The sequence below is a fragment of the Agromyces sp. Marseille-Q5079 genome, from assembly GCF_051016555.1.
Classification (GTDB): domain Bacteria; phylum Actinomycetota; class Actinomycetes; order Actinomycetales; family Microbacteriaceae; genus Agromyces.
Genome location: NZ_JBPEJF010000001.1, coordinates 453,025 through 470,537 on the forward strand (window position 1 = coordinate 453,025; position 17,513 = coordinate 470,537).

General features: G+C 72.3%; 14 protein-coding genes. 6 read left to right on the forward strand and 8 right to left on the reverse strand.

Annotation, left to right across the window (positions count from 1 at the left end; translation table 11 throughout):
• Nucleotides 1-13: 13 nt before the first annotated feature.
• The 6 genes from murQ to ACR3IO_RS02135 all read right to left on the reverse strand — a co-directional run bounded on the left by murQ (nt 14) and on the right by ACR3IO_RS02135 (nt 6,934).
• Nucleotides 14-994, reverse strand: coding sequence for an N-acetylmuramic acid 6-phosphate etherase (murQ, locus tag ACR3IO_RS02110; RefSeq protein WP_434069504.1), 981 nt, complete (start codon nt 992-994; stop codon nt 14-16).
• A complete protein-coding gene (locus ACR3IO_RS02115) occupies nt 991-2,244 on the reverse strand; it encodes an anhydro-N-acetylmuramic acid kinase (RefSeq protein WP_434069505.1) in 1,254 nt (417 codons plus the stop codon). Before ACR3IO_RS02115 ends, murQ begins: the two co-directional genes overlap by 4 nt.
• A complete protein-coding gene (locus ACR3IO_RS02120; RefSeq protein WP_434069506.1) occupies nt 2,241-3,749 on the reverse strand; it encodes a glycoside hydrolase family 3 N-terminal domain-containing protein in 1,509 nt (502 codons plus the stop codon). Before ACR3IO_RS02120 ends, ACR3IO_RS02115 begins: the two co-directional genes overlap by 4 nt.
• Before the next feature lie 5 nt (nt 3,750-3,754).
• Nucleotides 3,755-4,546, reverse strand: coding sequence for a carbohydrate ABC transporter permease (locus ACR3IO_RS02125; RefSeq protein ID WP_434069830.1), 792 nt, complete (start codon nt 4,544-4,546; stop codon nt 3,755-3,757).
• A gap of 125 nt (nt 4,547-4,671) precedes the next feature.
• Nucleotides 4,672-5,574 carry a carbohydrate ABC transporter permease gene (locus tag ACR3IO_RS02130; RefSeq protein ID WP_434069831.1) on the reverse strand — a complete coding sequence of 301 codons (903 nt, stop codon included), beginning with the start codon at nt 5,572-5,574 and terminating at the stop codon, nt 4,672-4,674.
• Nucleotides 5,575-5,647: 73 nt separating this feature from the next.
• On the reverse strand, nt 5,648-6,934 hold the full coding sequence (locus ACR3IO_RS02135; RefSeq protein WP_434069507.1) for a sugar ABC transporter substrate-binding protein: 1,287 nt from the start codon (nt 6,932-6,934) through the stop codon (nt 5,648-5,650).
• 172 nt (nt 6,935-7,106) lie between these two features.
• Here ACR3IO_RS02135 and ACR3IO_RS02140 point away from each other — a divergent pair, with 172 nt between their 5' ends.
• A complete protein-coding gene (locus ACR3IO_RS02140; protein ID WP_434069508.1) occupies nt 7,107-8,114 on the forward strand; it encodes a BadF/BadG/BcrA/BcrD ATPase family protein in 1,008 nt (335 codons plus the stop codon).
• Nucleotides 8,115-8,144: 30 nt separating this feature from the next.
• On the opposite strand, the gene ACR3IO_RS02145 is transcribed toward ACR3IO_RS02140, so the two are convergent.
• Nucleotides 8,145-9,827, reverse strand: a complete 1,683-nt coding sequence (locus ACR3IO_RS02145) for an acyl-CoA dehydrogenase family protein (protein ID WP_434069509.1) — start codon at nt 9,825-9,827, stop codon at nt 8,145-8,147.
• A 63-nt stretch (nt 9,828-9,890) separates the two neighbouring features.
• On the opposite strand from ACR3IO_RS02145, the gene ACR3IO_RS02150 reads away from it, so the two are divergent.
• The 4 genes from ACR3IO_RS02150 (at nt 9,891) to ACR3IO_RS02165 (ending at nt 14,890) form a co-directional block, all read left to right on the forward strand.
• Nucleotides 9,891-10,364: an NUDIX domain-containing protein gene (locus ACR3IO_RS02150; protein ID WP_434069510.1), complete on the forward strand. Its 474-nt coding sequence runs from the start codon at nt 9,891-9,893 to the stop codon at nt 10,362-10,364.
• A 290-nt stretch (nt 10,365-10,654) separates the two neighbouring features.
• Nucleotides 10,655-12,388: an ABC transporter ATP-binding protein gene (locus ACR3IO_RS02155; RefSeq protein ID WP_434069511.1), complete on the forward strand. Its 1,734-nt coding sequence runs from the start codon at nt 10,655-10,657 to the stop codon at nt 12,386-12,388.
• Nucleotides 12,385-14,484, forward strand: a complete 2,100-nt coding sequence (locus ACR3IO_RS02160) for an ABC transporter ATP-binding protein (protein ID WP_434069512.1) — start codon at nt 12,385-12,387, stop codon at nt 14,482-14,484. Before ACR3IO_RS02155 ends, ACR3IO_RS02160 begins: the two co-directional genes overlap by 4 nt.
• Nucleotides 14,485-14,578: 94 nt before the next feature.
• Entirely contained in the window at nt 14,579-14,890 is a 312-nt protein-coding gene (locus ACR3IO_RS02165; RefSeq protein WP_434069513.1) for a hypothetical protein, read from the forward strand.
• A 118-nt stretch (nt 14,891-15,008) separates the two neighbouring features.
• Here the strand turns inward: ACR3IO_RS02165 and ACR3IO_RS02170 are convergent, their stop codons facing one another.
• On the reverse strand, nt 15,009-16,205 hold the full coding sequence (locus tag ACR3IO_RS02170) for a serine hydrolase domain-containing protein (protein ID WP_434069514.1): 1,197 nt from the start codon (nt 16,203-16,205) through the stop codon (nt 15,009-15,011).
• A gap of 138 nt (nt 16,206-16,343) precedes the next feature.
• Between ACR3IO_RS02170 and ACR3IO_RS02175 the strand changes: the two genes are divergently transcribed.
• On the forward strand, nt 16,344-17,504 hold the full coding sequence (locus tag ACR3IO_RS02175) for an alcohol dehydrogenase catalytic domain-containing protein (protein WP_434069515.1): 1,161 nt from the start codon (nt 16,344-16,346) through the stop codon (nt 17,502-17,504).
• The last annotated feature ends 9 nt before the right edge of the window (nt 17,505-17,513 follow it).

Sequence of the window (17,513 nt, forward strand, 5' to 3'; positions counted from 1 at the left end):
ATGGGGACCCTTCTCAATCCGTGGCGCTCACCGCGTGCGCGGTGCCGCCGTTCACGCTGGAGATAGCATCGCGCAGCACGCCATCCTCCGCCACGAGGCGCGCGAGGGCGACCTCGGGCGCGACCCCGGTGAGGGTGACGAGGATCGCGGCCTTCACACTGCCGCCGACCGACTCGAGGGCGGCGGATGCCGCGGCGGCATCCGCCCCGGTCGCCTGCATGACGATGCGCTCGGCGCGGGCGCGGAGCTTCGCGTTCGTCGCCTGCACGTCGACCATGAGGTTGCCGTGCACCTTGCCGAGGCGCACCATCGCGATGGTCGAGATGGCGTTCAGCACGAGCTTCTGCGCGGTGCCGCCTTTGAGGCGGGTGGACCCGGCGACGATCTCGGGGCCGACGACGGTCTCGATCGCGAGGTCGGCGGCACGGCCGATGGCGGAGTCGCGGTTGCAGGCGAGGCCGACGGTGAAGGCGCCGATCCCCCGGGCGTACTCGAGGGCGCCGACCACGTAGGGGGTGCGGCCCGAGGCAGAGATGCCGACGAGCGCGTCACCGGCGGTGAGCCCGATCGCAGCGAGGTCGGCGGCGCCCCGCTCGGCGTCGTCCTCCGCGTTCTCGACGGCGGAGCGCAGGGCGACGTCGCCGCCCGCGATGACGCCCACGACGAGCGCGGGATCGGTGCCGAACGTCGGCGGGATCTCGCTCGCGTCGAGCACGCCCATGCGCCCGGCCGTGCCGGCGCCGAGGTAGACCAGGCGTCCGCCGGCGCGCAGGCGGGCGACGATCGCGTCGACCGCGACCCCGATCTGCGGCGTCACCTCGGCGACGGCCGCCACGGCGGCGCTGCTCTCGTCGAGCATCGCGCCGACCTGGGACTCGGTGGGCATCAGGTCGAACTCGGCGTGGGCGAGGTTGACCTCCTCGGTCGAGAGGTCGGCGAGCAGGTCGCGCAGTTCGACGTGCTCGCGGGTGGGCTTCGGTGCGGACCAGGTCATGTTGCTCCCCCGGTTTCAGACGGTGCGGTGGTGCGCGCGACGGGCGGCGCGATGGTGACGGATGCGACGCCGGCGAGCGGCGCGGGCAGTTCGAGCGGTTCACGGCCCGGCGTGATGCGGCCGGCCACGCGCGCGGCGATCGTCGAGAGCGCGATCGGCACGCCGTGTCGGCTGAGGAAGCCCAGCAGGGCGAACATCAGCGACTCCTTGAACGCCGGGTCGACGCCGCGCTCGGCGCTCGAGACGACGCGGATGCCGCGCTCGGCCGCGAGCGCGCACAGGCGTTCGAGCAGCACCGGGTTGTGCGCGCCGCCGCCCGAGCAGATCACCTCGGCCGCGGCATCCGGGATCGCGTCGACGACCGTGCGGGCCGTGAACTCGGTGAGGGTGGCGACGAGGTCCTCGACCGGGATCGCCCCGACGCCGGACGCCGCGACGGCGTCGTCGACGACCGCGAGGTCGAATGTCTCGCGACCGGTCGATTTCGGCGGCACGGCGGCGAGGTACGGATGCCGCAGCAGGGCCTCGAGCAGCGGCGCGCGCACCTGCCCGGCGGCGGCGAGGGCGCCGTCGCGGTCGAAGGCCGCCGCACCCCCGGAGTGCCGGTCGACCACGGCGTCGACGAGCCCGTTGGCCGGGCCGCTGTCGAACGCGAGCACGTCGCCGCCCGGGTGCACGAGCTGGACGTTCGCGATGCCGCCGAGGTTCACCGTGGCGATGACCCGACCCGCCTGCGTCGCCTCGCGGGCGAGCCAGGCCCGGTCGAAGAACGCCATGAGAGGGGCGCCCTCGCCTCCGGCGGCGATGTCGGCCGCGCGCAGGTCGGAGAGCACGGGCACGCCCGTGAGCTCGGCGATCCACGAGGGATCCCCGAGCTGCAGGGTGCCACGGGCGTGCCCGTGCTCGGCCCAGTGGAAGACGGTCTGGCCGTGCGACACGATGAGGTCGGGCGCGGCGCCCGAGTCGCGGATGCCGCCGGCCGCCGCCTCGGCGAAGGCCTGTCCGAGCAGCGTGGTGAGCCGGGCGACCTCGCCGACGGTCGTCGCCTCGCCGGCGGCGAGGGCGAGCACGCGAGCGCGCAGCTCGGGGTCGAAGTCGACCGTCGCGGTGTGGATCGGCGTCATCACGAGGTGCACCGGATCGGTGTCGACGCCGGGCCGGGTCTCGCCGCCCGGCACGACGTCGATCGCCACGACCGCGACGTCGATCCCGTCGACCGAGGTGCCGGACTGCAGCGAGAGCACGATCATGCGGTCGCCTCCGAGCCGGCGGACCCCTCGGCGAGCACGGCGGCCGCGGCATCCGCGGCGAGGCGGCTCGCGGCGCGCGTGCGCACCGTGGGCAGTGGCAGGGGCGCGCCCGGGACGCCCGCGTCGACGACCACGGCGTCGGGCCTGAGGCGGGCGACGTTCGCGATGCGCTCGCGCTGCGGTCCGTCGGCGCCGACCCGGTCGGCGAGCACGACGAGCGCACCCGAACCCGGGACGGCGGCATCGCCGCGGAGCACCGCGCCGCCGGCGGCGAGTGCGGATTCGAGGAAGTCCCGGTCGCTCGCGACGGCGAGGGTCGAGCGGCCCCGGATGTCGAGCACCGTGCGCGGTGCAGGCAGCGCCGCGACCTCGCCGTCGATGGAGATCGCTGCGCGGGCGACGGCCGCGGCGTCGACCGGGTCGAAGGCCACGACGGGCACGGCGCCGGACGGGACGGTGCGCGACGCGGCATCCGCCTCGGTCCGGGCATCGGCGAGGGTCGCCGCAAGCACCCGCACGCGGGCCGCGGCGCGTTCGAGCACGGACACGGGGAGCGTGCCGTCGTCGACCGCCGCGAGGATCGCCCGCTGCACCTCGCGGAAGTCGCGCGCGTCCTGGTCGGGCGCGGCGGCCGCGCCGAGGTTCGCCGGATTGCTGATGCAGAGCAGGTCGGCGCCGGCGAGCAGCGCCTGCACGGCACCGGGCCCGGCGCCGACCGACTCGCGCACCGCGGCCATGTCGAGCGCGTCGGTGATGATGACGCCCTCGAAGCCCATGGCGCGCAGGCGCCCGAGCGCGACCGGGTTCAGGGTCGACGGCTGCTCGCCCCACGCCGGCACGACGACGTGCGCGGTCATGATCGCGGGCACGCCGGCATCGACGAGCGCCTGGAACGGCGGCAGGTGCGTGCGTTCGAGCTCGTCGAGGCCGATCTCGAGGGTCGGCATCGCGTGATGCGAGTCGAGGTGGGTGTCGCCGTGGCCCGGGAAGTGCTTGGCCGCGGGCGCGGCGCCGGCCAGGCGGATGCCGCGGGCCTGGGCGCGGGCGTGCCGGCCGACGAGCTCGGCGGAGTCGCCGAACGAGCGCACCCCGATGACCGGGTTGCGGGGATCCGTGTTCACGTCGGCGACGGGCGCGAGCACGACGTTGGCCCCCACGGCGAGCGACCGGCGGGCGAGCTCGGCGCCGACGGCCTCGGTGATCGCGAGGTCGTCGACGAAACCGAGCTGCGCCGCCCCCGGCAGGGTCGACCCGGTGGCCGACTCGGTGCGCGTGACGTTGCCGCCCTCCTCGTCGATGCCCACCACGAGCGGGCGATCGCGGTCGCGCAGTTCGGCGGCGAGCGACATCCGCTCGCCCTCGTCGCCGAGGTTGTGCGCGAACAGCACGAGCCCCGCGAGGCCGCCCTCGTCGAGCTCGCGGCGGAAGAGATCCGGGATGCCCCGGCCGAGGAACCCCGGCCAGAGCACCCCGCCCACCAGTCCCCTGATGGTGGGATCGTCCACGGCGGTCACCCCTTGACCGCGCCGGCCACGAGGCCGCTCGACAGGCGACGTTGGACGATGACGAAGAAGACCATGACCGGGATGGTGATGATCGTGGATGCGGCCATGATGTAGCCCCACTCGTTGGTGTGCTCGCCGAAGAACTGCTTGAGGCCGATGGCCACCGTGTAGTTCTCGGACGCGCCGCCCAGCAGGGTCATGGCGAAGATGAACTCGTTCCACGCGGTGATGAAGGAGAAGACGGAGGTCGCGACGAGGCCCGGCATCACGAGCGGCAGCAGCACCGAGCGGAACATGCGGCCCCAGCTCGCGCCGTCGAGGTAGGCGGCCTCCTCGAGCTCGACCGGCACCGCGGCGACGAAGCCGCGCAGCATCCAGATGCCGAACGGCAGGGCGAGCGCGACGTAGACGACCATGAGGCCGAGCAGCGTGTTCAGCAGCTGCAGGTCGCGCACCTGCACGAACAGCGGGATGACGAGCGCCTCGAGGGGCACCATCTGCACGACGAGGATCATGAGCAGCATCGCCGTTCGGAGCCGGAAGCGGAAGCGCGCGACGGCGACCGAGGCGAGCAGCGCCAGCACGGCGCTCGCGAGCACCGTGACCACGGCCACGATCGCGGAGTTGCGCAGGAACACGTCGAAGCCGCCGTCGGTGAGCACGTACTCGAAGTTCGCGAGCGACCACTCGCGCGGCAGCAGGGTCTGCCCGCCGGCGCCGGCCTTCGCGTCGAACGCGCTCGAGAGCATCCAGAACGCGGGGAAGAGCGTGAACACGAGCAGCAGCACGACGAGCACGGCCTTGCCGGCCGCCGCGCGGGTCTTGCGGGCCGAACGACGCGTCGCGGGGATGGCGCGCGGAGGCTCGGGCGGGCGGGCGCCGGATGCCACGGGCGGGGCGGTCGGGGCGGGCGTGAAGGTGCTCACAGCTCGTCCTCCTTCAGCATCGTGCGAACGTAGATGACGGTGACGATGAGCAGCAGCACCGTGAGGAGCACCGCGATGGCGGAGCCGAATCCGTACCGGTTCTGCCCGAACGACTCGACGTACGACCAGACGCCGAGGTTCAGCGCCTCGCGGTTCGTGCCCGCGCCGCCCGGCATCAGGTAGACCTGCGCGAACACCTTGAAGTCCCAGATGGTCGAGAGGATGATGACCACGCTGAAGACCTGCCGGAGGTTCGGCACGATGACCTGGAAGAAGCGGCGCCACGGCCCGGCGCCGTCCATCTCTGCGGCCTCGAGCATCTCCTTCGGCACGCCGAGGAGGCCCGCGAGCACCGTGATCGCGACGAACGGGAATCCGTGGTGGACCACGTTCAGCAGCACGATCGCATAGAAGCTGTAGCGGTTCGTGAACCAGTTGACCGGCTCGTCCTGCAGGCCGAGGGCCTGGAGGGTCTGGTTGAAGATGCCGCGGTCGGCGTCGAAGATCCACACCCAGACGTAGGTGCCGGTGACCGCGGGCATGGCCCAGGCGATCATGATCGCGCTGCCGACGACGGTGCGCCAGAAGCCGCCGAGCGAGGCCATGAGCACGGCGACGCCGGTGCCGAGCGCGACAGTGCCCGCGACGGCGAGCACCGCGAACCCGACGGTGTTCGGGAGCACGACGCCCCAGAGCGTCGGGTCCGTGAGGATCTCGCCGTAGTTGGCGAGGCCGATCCAGTTCGGTTCGCCCGAGACGATCTCGCGCAGGCCGTAGTCCTGCAGTGAGAAGAGGAACACCCGGATGAGCGGCCAGAGCAGCAGCACGGCCAGCACGGCGAGGGCCGGTGCGAGCAGCAGCCACGGGCGCGACGAGGCGATCAGCCGGTTTCGCTGCACGGGGCCGCCGCCCGGCCGGGGGGTGGTGCCCCCCGGCGCGGGCGTCGGAGCCTGGATCGTGGCGGACACCTGGTCAGTTGCCGTTCATGATCTCGTCCATCTCCTCAGCGGCGTCCGAGGTGGCCTGTTCGACCGTCTTCTGCCCGGAGAGGATCGCCTGGATGGCGGTGTTCGTCGTCTTCTTGGCCTGCACGGCGCCGAAGGTGGGCGTCACGGGAACCGTGCCGCCGCCGTCGACGAGCTGCGTGGCGAAGGGTGCGACGAGCGGGTCGTCGGAGTTCATCGTCTCGGTCAGCAGCGACTGCTGGCCCGGGAAGTAGCCCGACTGCTCGCCCCACTTCTCGGCGAACTCGCCGGTGGTCATGAGCTTGATGAACGACCACGCGAGGTCGGTGTTGTCCGCGGTGCTGAACATCGACAGGTGCGAGCCGCCGAGCACCGACGGCGCGATGCCGCCGTCCTTGCCCGGGATCGGGGTCGCGGCGAACTTGCCCTCGAGGTCGGCGTTCTTCTCGATGATCGCCGACGGGGTCCACGAGCCCATGAGCGCCATCGCGACGTTGCCCTGCGCGAAGTTGTCGAGGACGTCGGTCTCCTTCCAGGTGGTCGCGCCGGCCGACGAGAAGTCGTGCTCGGTCGCGAGCCCGGTGTAGAAGCCGATGCCCTCCTGCGACTCGGGGCTGGCCATGCCGGACTCCCAGGTGTCGCCGTTCTTCTCGGAGATCTCCCCGCCGGCGCCCCAGACCCACGGGTACACGCCGAACTCGGCGTCGCCGGGCACGGCGAAGGCGAGCATCTCGGGGTGGGCGGCCTTGATGGCGTCGCCCGCGGCGACGATGTCGTCCCAGCTCTTCGGGGCCTCGAGGCCGAGCTCGTCGAAGATGTCGGAGCGGTAGACGAGCGAGCGCACGCCGGCGTACCACGGCATGCCGTAGAGCTCGCCGTCGTAGGTGCCCGCCTCGACGAGGCCCTCGACGAGGTCGTCGCCCAGGTTCTCGTCGGCGACGAAGTCGCCGATCGGCTCGAGCGCGCCGGAGTCGGCGAACTCGGCGGTCCACGTGGTGCCGGTCTCGGCGACATCCGGGGTGGTGCCGCCCGCGATGGACGTGACGAAGCGGTCGTGGGCGTCGGCCCACTGCACGAACTCGACGTTGAGCTCGGCGCCGGTCTCCTCGGTGAAGGCATCGCCGACCTCGTCGAAGAACGCCTCGGAGTCGGGGTTCGTGCCCTCCATGATCCAGACGTCGAGCGTCTGGCCCTCGGCGTTCGAACCGTCGTTGCCGTCCGACCCGCCCGCACAGGCGGTGAGCCCGAACACGGCCGTGGCGAGCACGGCGACGGGCAGCAGTCGCTTCTTCATAGATGCCTCCTCGTTGATGGATCTGTCGTCGGACGAACCGCCACACCCGGCGTCCTGGAACCTGACTCTGGAAGTAGTATTCGTGAGCTATGCAATGTTTGCAAGTTCTTTCCAAAGTCGTGACCGGTTCGAAACCTCCGCGTCACGGACACCGCCGCCGTAGGCTCGGCTCGTGAACGGCGCCGCGAGCAGGGACCGCACCGACGCCCCCGCGCGACGCGGCTGGGTGCTCGGCATCGACGTCGGCGGCACCGGGTCGCGTGCCGCGCTCGACCCGCTCGACGCGCCGTTCGGACGTGATCGCCGCCTGCTCGAGGGCGGACGCGTCGCCGTGGCATCCGCCGGGTCCACCGTGCTCGACGTGGCCGCCGCGCTCGTCGAGGCCGCGACGCACGAGTGGCCGGATGCCGCGGTCACGGCCGTCGGCGTCGGCGCGACGGGCCTCGCCTCGCTCGTGTCGGCCCCCGATGCCGCGATCAGCCGGCTGTCGGTCCTCGCGGCCCCGACGGCGGATGCCCCGGTGCCGGTCGCCCTCGCGGTCGACGCCCTCACGGCCCACCTCGGGGCGCTCGGCGGCCGCGCCGGCGCGGTCGTCGCCGTCGGCACCGGGGCGATCGCACTCGGCACCGACCTCGAGGCCGTCTGGCGTCGCGTCGGCGGCTGGGGCCACCTCTGGGACGACCGCGGGTCGGGCGTCTGGGTCGGCATCGAGGCGCTCAAGTCGGCGATCCGCACCCACGACGGGGTGACGGCGGATGCCGCGGCACTGCTCTCGGCCGCCGAGTCCCGGTTCGGGCCGGCGCCGACCTGGCCGGGCGAGCTGCTCACCCGCGCCGACCGTGCGGGCGTCATCGCCGGCTTCGCCCCCGAGGTCGCCGCGTTGGCCGCCGACGGCGACGCCGCGGCATCCGCCATCATGCGCACCGCCGGCACCGAGGTCGCCGCCACGCTCGTCGCCGCGCTCGACCCCGACCTGCCGCGGCACGCGTCGTGGACCGGTGGCATGTTCGCCGCGACGGGTGCCTACCGCGACGCGTTCGAGGCGGAGTTCGCGCGCCTCGCGCCCGACGCCGACCTCCGGGCTCCGCTGGGCACGCCGCTCGACGGCGCGGTACGGCTCGCGAGGCTCATCGCCGCGGGCGACCTGCCGGCGGAGCATCCGCCGTTCGTCTGGCGCTGACCGGCTCGAGTCCCCCGCGACGCGCCTCGGTCACGCCCTCGCGAGGATCGCCCCGACGTCGACCCCGCGCGGCAGCGCACCGTACTGCGCGCCGCCCTCGCGTCCGAGCCGGGACCGCACGAACGCCTCGGCCACCGGCGAGGGCGAGAACCGCAGCAGGAGCGAGGCCTGCAGCACGAGCGCCAGACGCTCGGTCAGCTCTCGGGCGACGGAGGCCGCGGCATCCGGGCTCAACGTCGCGGCCTCGCGCACGAGCGACCTCGTGTCGGCGAGCGCGGCGTCGAACACCCGGCTCGCACCCGCGGCGGCGCCGACCTCGGCGAAGAACGCGTCGAAGGCCTCGGGCTCGCGGGCCAGCACGCGCAGCACGTCGAGCGCGATGACGTTGCCCGATCCCTCCCAGATGGCGAGCAGCGGCTGCTCGCGGTACCGCCGGGCGAGCGGGAACGCCTCGGTGTACCCGTTGCCGCCGAGGCACTCGAGCGCCTCGGCCGCGTGGCCCGCGCCCCGCTTGCAGACCTGGTACTTCGCCACGGCCGTCGCGAGGCGCCGGAACGCCTGCTCGGCGCCGTCCGCATCGTCGTCGTACGAGCGCGCGAGCCGCATCGCCGTGAGCGTCGCGGCCTCCGACTCGAGCGCGAGGTCGGCGACGACCGCGGACATCGCGGGCTGGTCGACGAGCAGCGCGCCGAACGCGCTGCGGTGCCGCACGTGCCACGCCGCCTCGGCGACCGACTGCCGCATGCCGGCCGCCGTGCCGATGACGCAGTCGAGCCTCGTGCGCGTGACCATCTGCACGATCGTCGCGACGCCGCGGCCCTCGTCGCCGACGAGCCATCCGCTCGTGCCGTCGAGCTCGATCTCGCTCGACGCGTTCGACCGGTTGCCGAGCTTGTCCTTCAGCCGCTGGATGCGGAACACGTTGCGCTCGCCGCCCGGCAGCACGCGCGGCACGAGGAAGCAGCTGAGGCCGTGGGGCGCCTGCGCGAGCACGAGGAACGCGTCGCTCATCGGGGCACTGCAGAACCACTTGTGGCCGGTGAGGCCGTACTCGGCGCCCCACCCGGCATCGCCCGCCCCGCGCCGCTCGGCGAGCGTCGTGTTCGCGCGCACGTCGGACCCGCCCTGCTTCTCGGTCATCGCCATGCCCACGAGCGCGCTCGCCTTGCCCGGCACGAGGTCGGGCTCGTAGTCGCGGCTCAGCAGGCGCGGCATCCATTCGTCTCGCAGGGCGGATGCCGCGTGCTCGAGCACCGGCACGGCGGCGTGCGTCATCGAGACGGGGCAGGCATGCCCGGGCTCGACCTGCGCGAAGAGGAGGAACGCGGCGGCGCGGTCGGCGTTCGCGCCCGGTCCGGGATCTGCGGCGGCCGACGTGTGCGCGCCCGCCGCGACCGCGTGCGCGATGACCCGGTGGTACGCGTCGTCGTACTCGACCTCGTCGATGCGACGGCCCCACCGGTCGTGCGTGTGCAGCACGGGCGCATGCGTGTTCGCGCGCTCGGCGTCGCGTTGGAAGGCGGCCGAGCCGACGGTACGCCCGACGGCGTGCAGGTCGGATGCCGCGGGGGCGCCGGATCCCGCGCGGCCGCCGCCGGCTCGACCCGCGCGACCCCACCGCGCGACCGCCTCGACGAGCGGGACGTTCGCGGCGAACTCGTCGACGTCGGTGCGCGGCGGAACCTGGTTGGCGACCTCGTGGGTGCTGATCATCTTCGACCTCCACGCCCATTCTGCTCGCGCGCGGCCGTCGGGGGCAGCCGCTAGCGTGGGCGCATGGCCGAGACCAGCGCGGGGATCCTGCTCCACCGACGCCGCGGCGCGGCATCCGACCCGCTCGACGTCGAGGTGCTGCTCGGCCACATGGGCGGCCCGTTCTGGAACGGCCGCGACGAGGCGGCCTGGTCGCTCCCGAAGGGCACATTCACCGACGAGGCGCCGATCGACGCGGCGAAGCGGGAGTTCGCCGAGGAGCTCGGCAGCCCGGCGCCCGACGTGCCGTACGTCGAGCTCGGCGTCTTCCGATACACCTCGGGCAAGACCGTCGCGGTCTTCGCGGGCGAGGCCGACTTCGACGCCTCGTCGATCAGGAGCAACACGTTCGAGCTCGAGTGGCCGCCGAGGTCGGGACGGCGGCAGTCGTTCCCCGAGCTCGACTCCGCCGCCTGGGTGCCCATCGGCGAGGCCCGCACCCGGCTGGTCAAGGGGCAGCGCCCCGCACTCGACGCCCTGCTCGCGCTGCTGGCCTGACGCGCGCCCCGACTGCTGAGCGGATGCCGCCCCCGAATGTCGGTGGCACCCGCGAGACTGGTTGCGCCCTGATCGGGCGGCGAATCCGGCCGGGTGTTCGCCCTCCGAGAACGAGTCGAACGAAGCGCCCGCTCCGCTTGCCTCCGAAAGGGGCACATGCGAGGCTGTAACGCTGCGCGAGGCCCGGGGGTGGGCCTTGCACGCGCCGTCCGCCGACTCCGCCTCGGTACGATCCGTCGTGCTGCGGCATCCGTCGACCATCCCGCCCTCACCGCCGCACCGGAGATGCCATGCTCGCAAAACTCCTCGTCCGTTACCTGAAGCCCTACGTGTGGTTGCTCGTCGGAGTCCTGGTCTTCCAGATCCTCTCCGCGATCGCCACGTTCAACCTGCCCGACCTCAACGCGAAGATCATCGATAACGGCGTCTCCAAGGGCGACACCGAGTACATCTGGTCGACCGGCGCCATCATGCTCCTCATCTCGCTCGGGCAGATCACCGCGTCGATCATCGCCACGTACTTCGCCGCCAAGGCCGCCATGCGGCTCGGCCGCGACATCCGCAACGACGTCTTCGAGAAGGTCAGCGGATTCTCCGAGCGCGAGGTGTCGAAGTTCGGCCCCGGCTCGCTCATCACCCGCAACACGAACGACGTGCAGCAGGTGCAGATGCTCGCCATGATGGGCGCCACCATGCTCGTCACCGCGCCGATCCTGGCCATCGGCGGCATCTACTTCGCCCTGCGCCAAGACGTCGGCCTCGGCTGGATCATCGCCGTCGCGGTCTCGACGCTGCTCATCATCGCGATCCTCATCATCAGCCGCATGGTCCCGCTGTTCCGCAGCTTCCAGCACAAGCTCGACAACGTGAACCGCATCATGCGGGAGCAGCTCACGGGCGTGCGCGTCGTGCGCGCGTTCGTGCGCGAGCCCATCGAGGAGGAGCGCTTCCGCGGCGCGAACACCGAGATCATGATCGTCGGCCGCCGCGTCGGCTCGCTGTTCGTGCTGCTCTTCCCGCTGTTCATGCTCGTGCTCAACGTCACGATCGTCGGGGTCGTCTGGTTCGGCGCCTTCGCCGTCGACGCCGGCGACGCGCAGATCGGCACGCTGTTCGCCTTCATGCAGTACGTGATGCTCATCCTCACGGGCGTGCTCATGGCGAGCTTCATGACGATCATGATCCCGCGCGCCGCCGTCTCGGCCGACCGCATCGCCGAGGTGCTCGACAGCACGAGCACCCTCGAACGGCCTGCGAACCCCGTGCGCGAGCTGCCCACCCCGGGCACCCTCGCCGTGGCGGACGTCTCGTTCACCTACCCGGGCGCCGAGCACCCGGTGCTCGACGGCATCAGCTTCAGCGCCGCACGCGGCGAGACCGTCGCCATCGTCGGCTCCACGGGCGCGGGCAAGACCACGCTCGTGTCGCTGATCCCCCGCCTGTTCGACACCACCGGCGGCTCCGTCGCGGTCGGCGGGGTCGACGTGCGCCAGGCCGACCTCGACGTGCTCTGGAACTCCATCGGGCTCGTGCCGCAGCGCCCGTTCCTCTTCACCGGCACGGTCGCCTCCAACCTCCGCTACGGACGAGAGGAGGCCACCGACGAGGAGCTCTGGCACGCGCTCGAGATCGCGCAGGGCCGCGACTTCGTCGACGAGATGGAGGGCGGGCTGAACGCCCGCATCGCCCAGGGCGGCACCAACGTCTCCGGAGGCCAGCGCCAGCGGCTCGCGATCGCCCGCGCGATCGTGCACCGGCCCGACGTGCTCGTGTTCGACGACTCGTTCTCGGCGCTCGACCTCACGACCGACGCCAACCTGCGGCACGCGCTCTGGCGAGAGCTGCCCGACGTGACCAAGATCGTGGTCGCGCAGCGCGTCTCGAGCATCACCGACGCCGACCGCATCGTCGTCCTCGACGACGGGGCCATGGTCGGCATCGGAACCCACGAGCAGTTGCTCGAGACATCCGACACCTACCGCGAGATCGTCGAATCCCAGCTCGGAGCGGAGGCAGCCCGATGAGCACCGAACCCACCCCGAAGACCGAAGAAGAGCTGTACGAGCTCGAGCTCGCCGAGCAGGCCCGCCTGAACTCCGGCGACTGGGACAGCGTCGCACCCGGCAAGGCCTCGAAGTTCGGCCCCAGCTTCCGCCGGCTCATCGGCCTGCTGAAGCCGCACGCCCTCGCGTTCACGTTCGTCTCGATCCTCGGCGCGGCCGGGGTCGTGCTCGCCGTGATCGCTCCGAAGGTGCTCGCCGAGGCCACGAACGTCCTGTTCGCCGGCGTCATCGGTGCACAGCTGCCCGCGGGCCTGACCAATGCGCAGGCGGTCGAGTTCCTCCGGGCCGACGGGCAGAACGACCTCGCCAACATCGTCGAGACGGCCGGCGCCGTACCCGGCGAGGGCATCGACTTCGTCAAGCTCAGCCAGATCCTCATCGTCGTGCTGCTGCTCTACGTGGTCTCGGCGATCCTCACCTGGGTGCAGGGCTACGTCGTCAACGTGATCATGGTGCGCACCATGTGGCGCCTGCGCGAAGACGTCGAGGCCAAGCTCAACCGCCTGCCCCTCAGCTACTTCGACAAGGTGCAGCGCGGCGAGCTCATCTCGCGCGTGACGAACGACATCGACAACATCACGCAGACCATGCAGCAGTCGCTGTCGGGCGCCATCACCGCGGTGCTCACCGTGGTCGGCGTGCTCATCATGATGTTCTCGATCTCGTGGCAGCTCGCGATCGTGGCGCTCGTCTCGCTGCCGCTCATGGCCGTGATCTTCGGCGTCATCGGTCCGAAGTCGCAGAAGGCGTTCGGCATCCAGTGGCGCAAGGTCGGCCGCCTGAACGCACGCGTCGAGGAGTCCTTCTCGGGCCACGCGCTCGTCAAGGTCTTCGGCCGCGAGGCCGACGCGCACGCGAAGTTCAAGGCCGAGAACGAGGAGCTCTACGAGGCCTCGTTCAAGGCGCAGTTCCTCTCGGGCATCATCATGCCGGGCATGATGTTCATCGGAAACCTCACCTACGTCGGCATCGCGGTGCTCGGCGGCCTCATGGTCGCGAGCGGCCAGCTGCGACTCGGCGACGTGCAGGCGTTCATCCAGTACTCGCAGCAGTTCACCCAGCCCCTCTCGGAGCTGGGCGGCATGGCGGCGGTCGTGCAGTCCGGCACCGCCTCCGCCGAGCGCGTGTTCCAGCTGCTCGACGCCGACGAGCAGGACCCCGACGCCGTCGACGCGCCGAAGCCCGCGGAGGGCGACGGCACGATCGAGTTCGAGCACGTGTCGTTCTCGTACGCTCCCGAGCACCCGCTGATCCGCGACCTGTCCTTCCGGGTCGAGCCCGGTCAGACGGTCGCGATCGTGGGTCCGACCGGCGCCGGCAAGACGACGCTCGTGAACCTCATCATGCGGTTCTACGAGCTCGACGGCGGTCGCATCCTGCTCAACGGGCAGGACATCGCCGAGCTCACGCGCCGCGACATGCGCACGAAGACCGGCATGGTGCTGCAGGACCCGTGGCTGTTCGCCGGTTCGATCCGGGAGAACATCCGCTACGGCCGCGAGTCGGCGACCGACGAGGAGATCCTCGATGCCGCACGGGCGACCTACGTCGACCGGTTCGTGCACTCGCTGCCCGACGGCTACGACACCGTGCTCGACGAAGAGGCGTCCAACGTCTCGGCGGGTGAGAAGCAGCTCATCACGATCGCCCGCGCGTTCGTGGCGCAGCCCTCGGTGCTCATCCTCGACGAGGCCACCTCCTCGGTCGACACGCGCACCGAGCTGCTGCTGCAGCACGCGATGGCCGCGCTCCGCGAGGGCCGCACGTCGTTCGTGATCGCGCACCGGTTGTCGACCATCCGCGACGCCGACCTCATCCTCGTGATGGAGCACGGCGACATCGTCGAGCAGGGCAGCCACGACGAGCTCATCGCTCGCGAGGGGGCGTACTGGCGCCTCTACAACTCGCAGTTCGAGCAGGCCGCGGCCGACGTCGACGCCGAGGCCGCGATCGCGCAGGGCCAGGGTCTCGACCCCGCGCTCGTGGGCGCGCAGACCGGCTCCTTCGAGGCGGTCGACGGCGAGAGCGAGGGCGGAGCGCCCGCCACCGACGCCTAGCCGGCGGCCACCGCGCGACGCGAGAGCCCGGGTACGACATCTTTGGATGCCGCACCCGGGCTCTTCGCGTTCGCCGGGCGCTAGGCTGCCGCACATGCCTGCGGATGAATCGCTCCTCCTCTGCTGCCTGCTCTGGGCGCACCCCGGTGAAGAGGCCGCCATGTCGGCCTACGAGGATCGCGTGCTCGCCCTGCTCGGCACGCACGGCGGCGAGGTGCTCGAGCGCCTCCGCGGCGACGGTGCGGCGGGTCATCCGCACGAGGTGCAGTCGTTCCGCTTCCCGAACCAGGCGTCGCTCGACGCCTACCTGCACGACCCCGAGCGCCTCGCGCTGGCCGACGAGCGCGATCGCGTCGTCGCGCGCACGGAGCTCTTCCCGGTCGAGCGACTCTCGCCGCGGGCCTGACCTCGCCGCTGCGCGACATTGGCGGCCCGACCTGCCGCCACCGGTGGGCGCCGGGCTCGCCACCGTCTGCTCGTCAGGCTTGCCGGATCGTCAGGCCCGGATCGTCAGGCCCGGATCGTCAGGCCCGGGTCGCGGCGCCGAGCGCGGCGTAGACCGCCCGCGTGTAGGCGTCGCTGCGCGGCGAGCCGATGATGCCCGGCGACATCCGGTTCATGACGTACGCGAAGGTCGTGCGACGCTCGGCGTCGTTGATGACGATCGACCCGCCCCATCCGCCCCAGAACGCGACGCGGCCCTCGGGGATGTACGGCGTGCTCGCCGGGTTCGACAGGGCGAACCCGAGGCCGAAGCGCAGCGGGAGGCCGAGCACGAGGTCGACGTTGTCGGTGTGCTCGGCGAAGATGCGATCGATCGTCGCGGGCGAGAGCAGGCGGACGCCGTCCACCTCGCCGCCGTTCGAGACGAGGGCGTTCAGCCGAGCCACCGAGCGGGCGTTGCCCTGCCCTCCGGCACCGCCGACGCCCGCGGCGCGCCACGCGCGCGTCCACGTGACCTCCGCGTCGAGCGGCGGACCCGTGTAGGTCTTGAACGCGGGCGACTCGGGCGGGATCGCCGAGAAGTCGAGCGTCATCTGCGGCGGCACGACGTTGCTCACGCGGTGATCCTCCGACTCCGGCAGTCCGAGCCAGAAGTCGGCGCCGAGCGGACCGGCGAGCTCCTCCGCCACGAACGCGCCGAGCGAGCGTCCCGTGATGCGGCGAACGAGCTCGCCGATCAGGTGCCCGTAGTCGAGCAGGTGGTAGCCGGATGCCGCGCCGGCCGGCCACCACGGCGGCTGCGCCGCGAGGCGCGCGGCCGCGGCATCCGCGTCGAGGATGTCGGCACCGGTGATCGGCTGCGCCCAGCCCGAGACGCCCGAACTGTGCATGAGCACGTGCTTGACGAGCACGCCCTCCTTGCCGGCCGCGGCGAACTCGGGCCAGTAGTGGGCGACGGGCAGCTCGGGATCGAGGTCGCCCCGGTCGATGAGCACGAGTGCGGCGAGGGCGGTGACGGTCTTCGAGATCGACCACACGTTCGTGATCGTGTCCTGCTGCCATTCGCGCTGCTGTTCGGGATCGGCCCAGCCGCCCCAGAGATCGACGACGGGCTCGCCGTCGACGATCACGGCGAGGGATGCCCCGAGCTCGGCGCCCGAGGCGAGCTGTCGTTCGAACTCGTCGCGGAGGCCGGCGAAGTCGTCGTGCACGTGGCCGTGGACGGGCGCGGTGCCACTCGAGGGCGCGGGCCCGTCGGTCGGAAGGGGAAGGCTCATCGTCGAGGCTCCTCGGATCGGTCGTCAGCCGTGTCGAACGGGATGTTCCCGGCTCGATTCGCGAGCATACCGCGCGGTCGGTATGCTTGTCACGCGCGGCGTCGCCACGACCCGCCCGGCTCGTCGAGGAGGACGCGCATGCAGATCACCGGAGCGGTGCTCGAGACGTCAGGCGCTGAGGCGCCCTTCGCGCGGTCGCGCCCGTTCACGGTGGGCCGGCTCGAGCTCGACCCGCCCGGCGAGGGCGAACTGCTCGTGCGCATCGAGGCCGCCGGCGTCTGCCACTCCGACCTCAGCGTCGTCGACGGCAACCGCCGGCGCCCCGTGCCCATGCTCCTCGGCCACGAGGCATCCGGCATCGTCGAGCAGGTCGGCGACGGCGTCACGGATGTCGCGATCGGCACGCGCGTCGTCATGACTTTCCTCCCCCGCTGCGGCGAATGCCCCGAATGCGCGAGCGACGGGCGGCTCCCCTGCCGCTCCGGCAGCGCGGCGAACGCCGCGGGCACGCTCGTGGGCGGCGGCATCCGCCTGCATCGCGACGGCGAGGCCGTGCACCACCACCTCGGCGTCTCGGCGTTCGCGAGCCACGCGGTCGTCAGTCGCACGTCGGTGGTTCCCGTCGACGACGACGTGCCGGCCGAGATCGCGGCCCTGCTCGGCTGCGCGGTGCTCACGGGCGGCGGCGCCGTGATCAACGCCGGACGCCCCGCACCCGGCAGCCGCATCACGATCGTCGGACTCGGCGGGGTCGGCATGGCGGCGCTGCTCGTCGCCGTCGCGCTCGGCCACGAGGTGATCGGCGTCGACGCGCTGCCCGCCAAGCTCGAGACCGCCCTGAGCCTCGGCGCGAGCGCGGCCCACGCACCCGCCGAGGCGCTGCGCGCGGCATCCGGAACCGAGGCCGCTACCGGGAGGACCGGCACCGGCACCCCCGCGGATGCCGCGGCGCGGGCGCCCCTCGTCATCGAGGCCGCCGGCTCGGCCAGGGCCTTCGAGACCGCCCTCGCCCTCACCGCGCCCGGCGGCACGACCGTGACCGTCGGCCTGCCCGCTCCCGACGCGCGCGCGACCCTCTCCCCGCTGACGCTCACCGCCGAGGCCCGCACCGTCATCGGCAGCTACCTCGGGTCGGCGGTGCCCGCGCGCGACATCCCGCGCTACGTGGAACTCTGGCGGGCGGGCCGCCTGCCCCTCGAACGTCTCGTCTCGTCGCGCATCCGCCTCGACGAACTCGACACGGCCATGGACCGACTCGCCGCCGGCGGGGAGCTCCGACAGCTGATCACGCTGAGCTGACCGGCATGG

Bases quoted from the DNA above. Each gene is read 5' to 3' on its own strand.
- murQ (WP_434069504.1), bottom strand. From the start codon at position 994: ATGACCTGGTCCGCACCGAAGCCCACCCGCGAGCACGTCGAACTGCGC.
- ACR3IO_RS02115 (WP_434069505.1), bottom strand. From the start codon at position 2,244: ATGATCGTGCTCTCGCTGCAGTCCGGCACCTCGGTCGACGGGATCGAC.
- ACR3IO_RS02135 (WP_434069507.1), bottom strand. From the start codon at position 6,934: ATGAAGAAGCGACTGCTGCCCGTCGCCGTGCTCGCCACGGCCGTGTTC.
- ACR3IO_RS02145 (WP_434069509.1), bottom strand. From the start codon at position 9,827: ATGATCAGCACCCACGAGGTCGCCAACCAGGTTCCGCCGCGCACCGAC.
- ACR3IO_RS02150 (WP_434069510.1), top strand. From the start codon at position 9,891: ATGGCCGAGACCAGCGCGGGGATCCTGCTCCACCGACGCCGCGGCGCG.
- ACR3IO_RS02155 (WP_434069511.1), top strand. From the start codon at position 10,655: ATGCTCGCAAAACTCCTCGTCCGTTACCTGAAGCCCTACGTGTGGTTG.
- ACR3IO_RS02160 (WP_434069512.1), top strand. From the start codon at position 12,385: ATGAGCACCGAACCCACCCCGAAGACCGAAGAAGAGCTGTACGAGCTC.
- ACR3IO_RS02165 (WP_434069513.1), top strand. From the start codon at position 14,579: ATGCCTGCGGATGAATCGCTCCTCCTCTGCTGCCTGCTCTGGGCGCAC.
- ACR3IO_RS02170 (WP_434069514.1), bottom strand. From the start codon at position 16,205: ATGAGCCTTCCCCTTCCGACCGACGGGCCCGCGCCCTCGAGTGGCACC.
- ACR3IO_RS02175 (WP_434069515.1), top strand. From the start codon at position 16,344: ATGCAGATCACCGGAGCGGTGCTCGAGACGTCAGGCGCTGAGGCGCCC.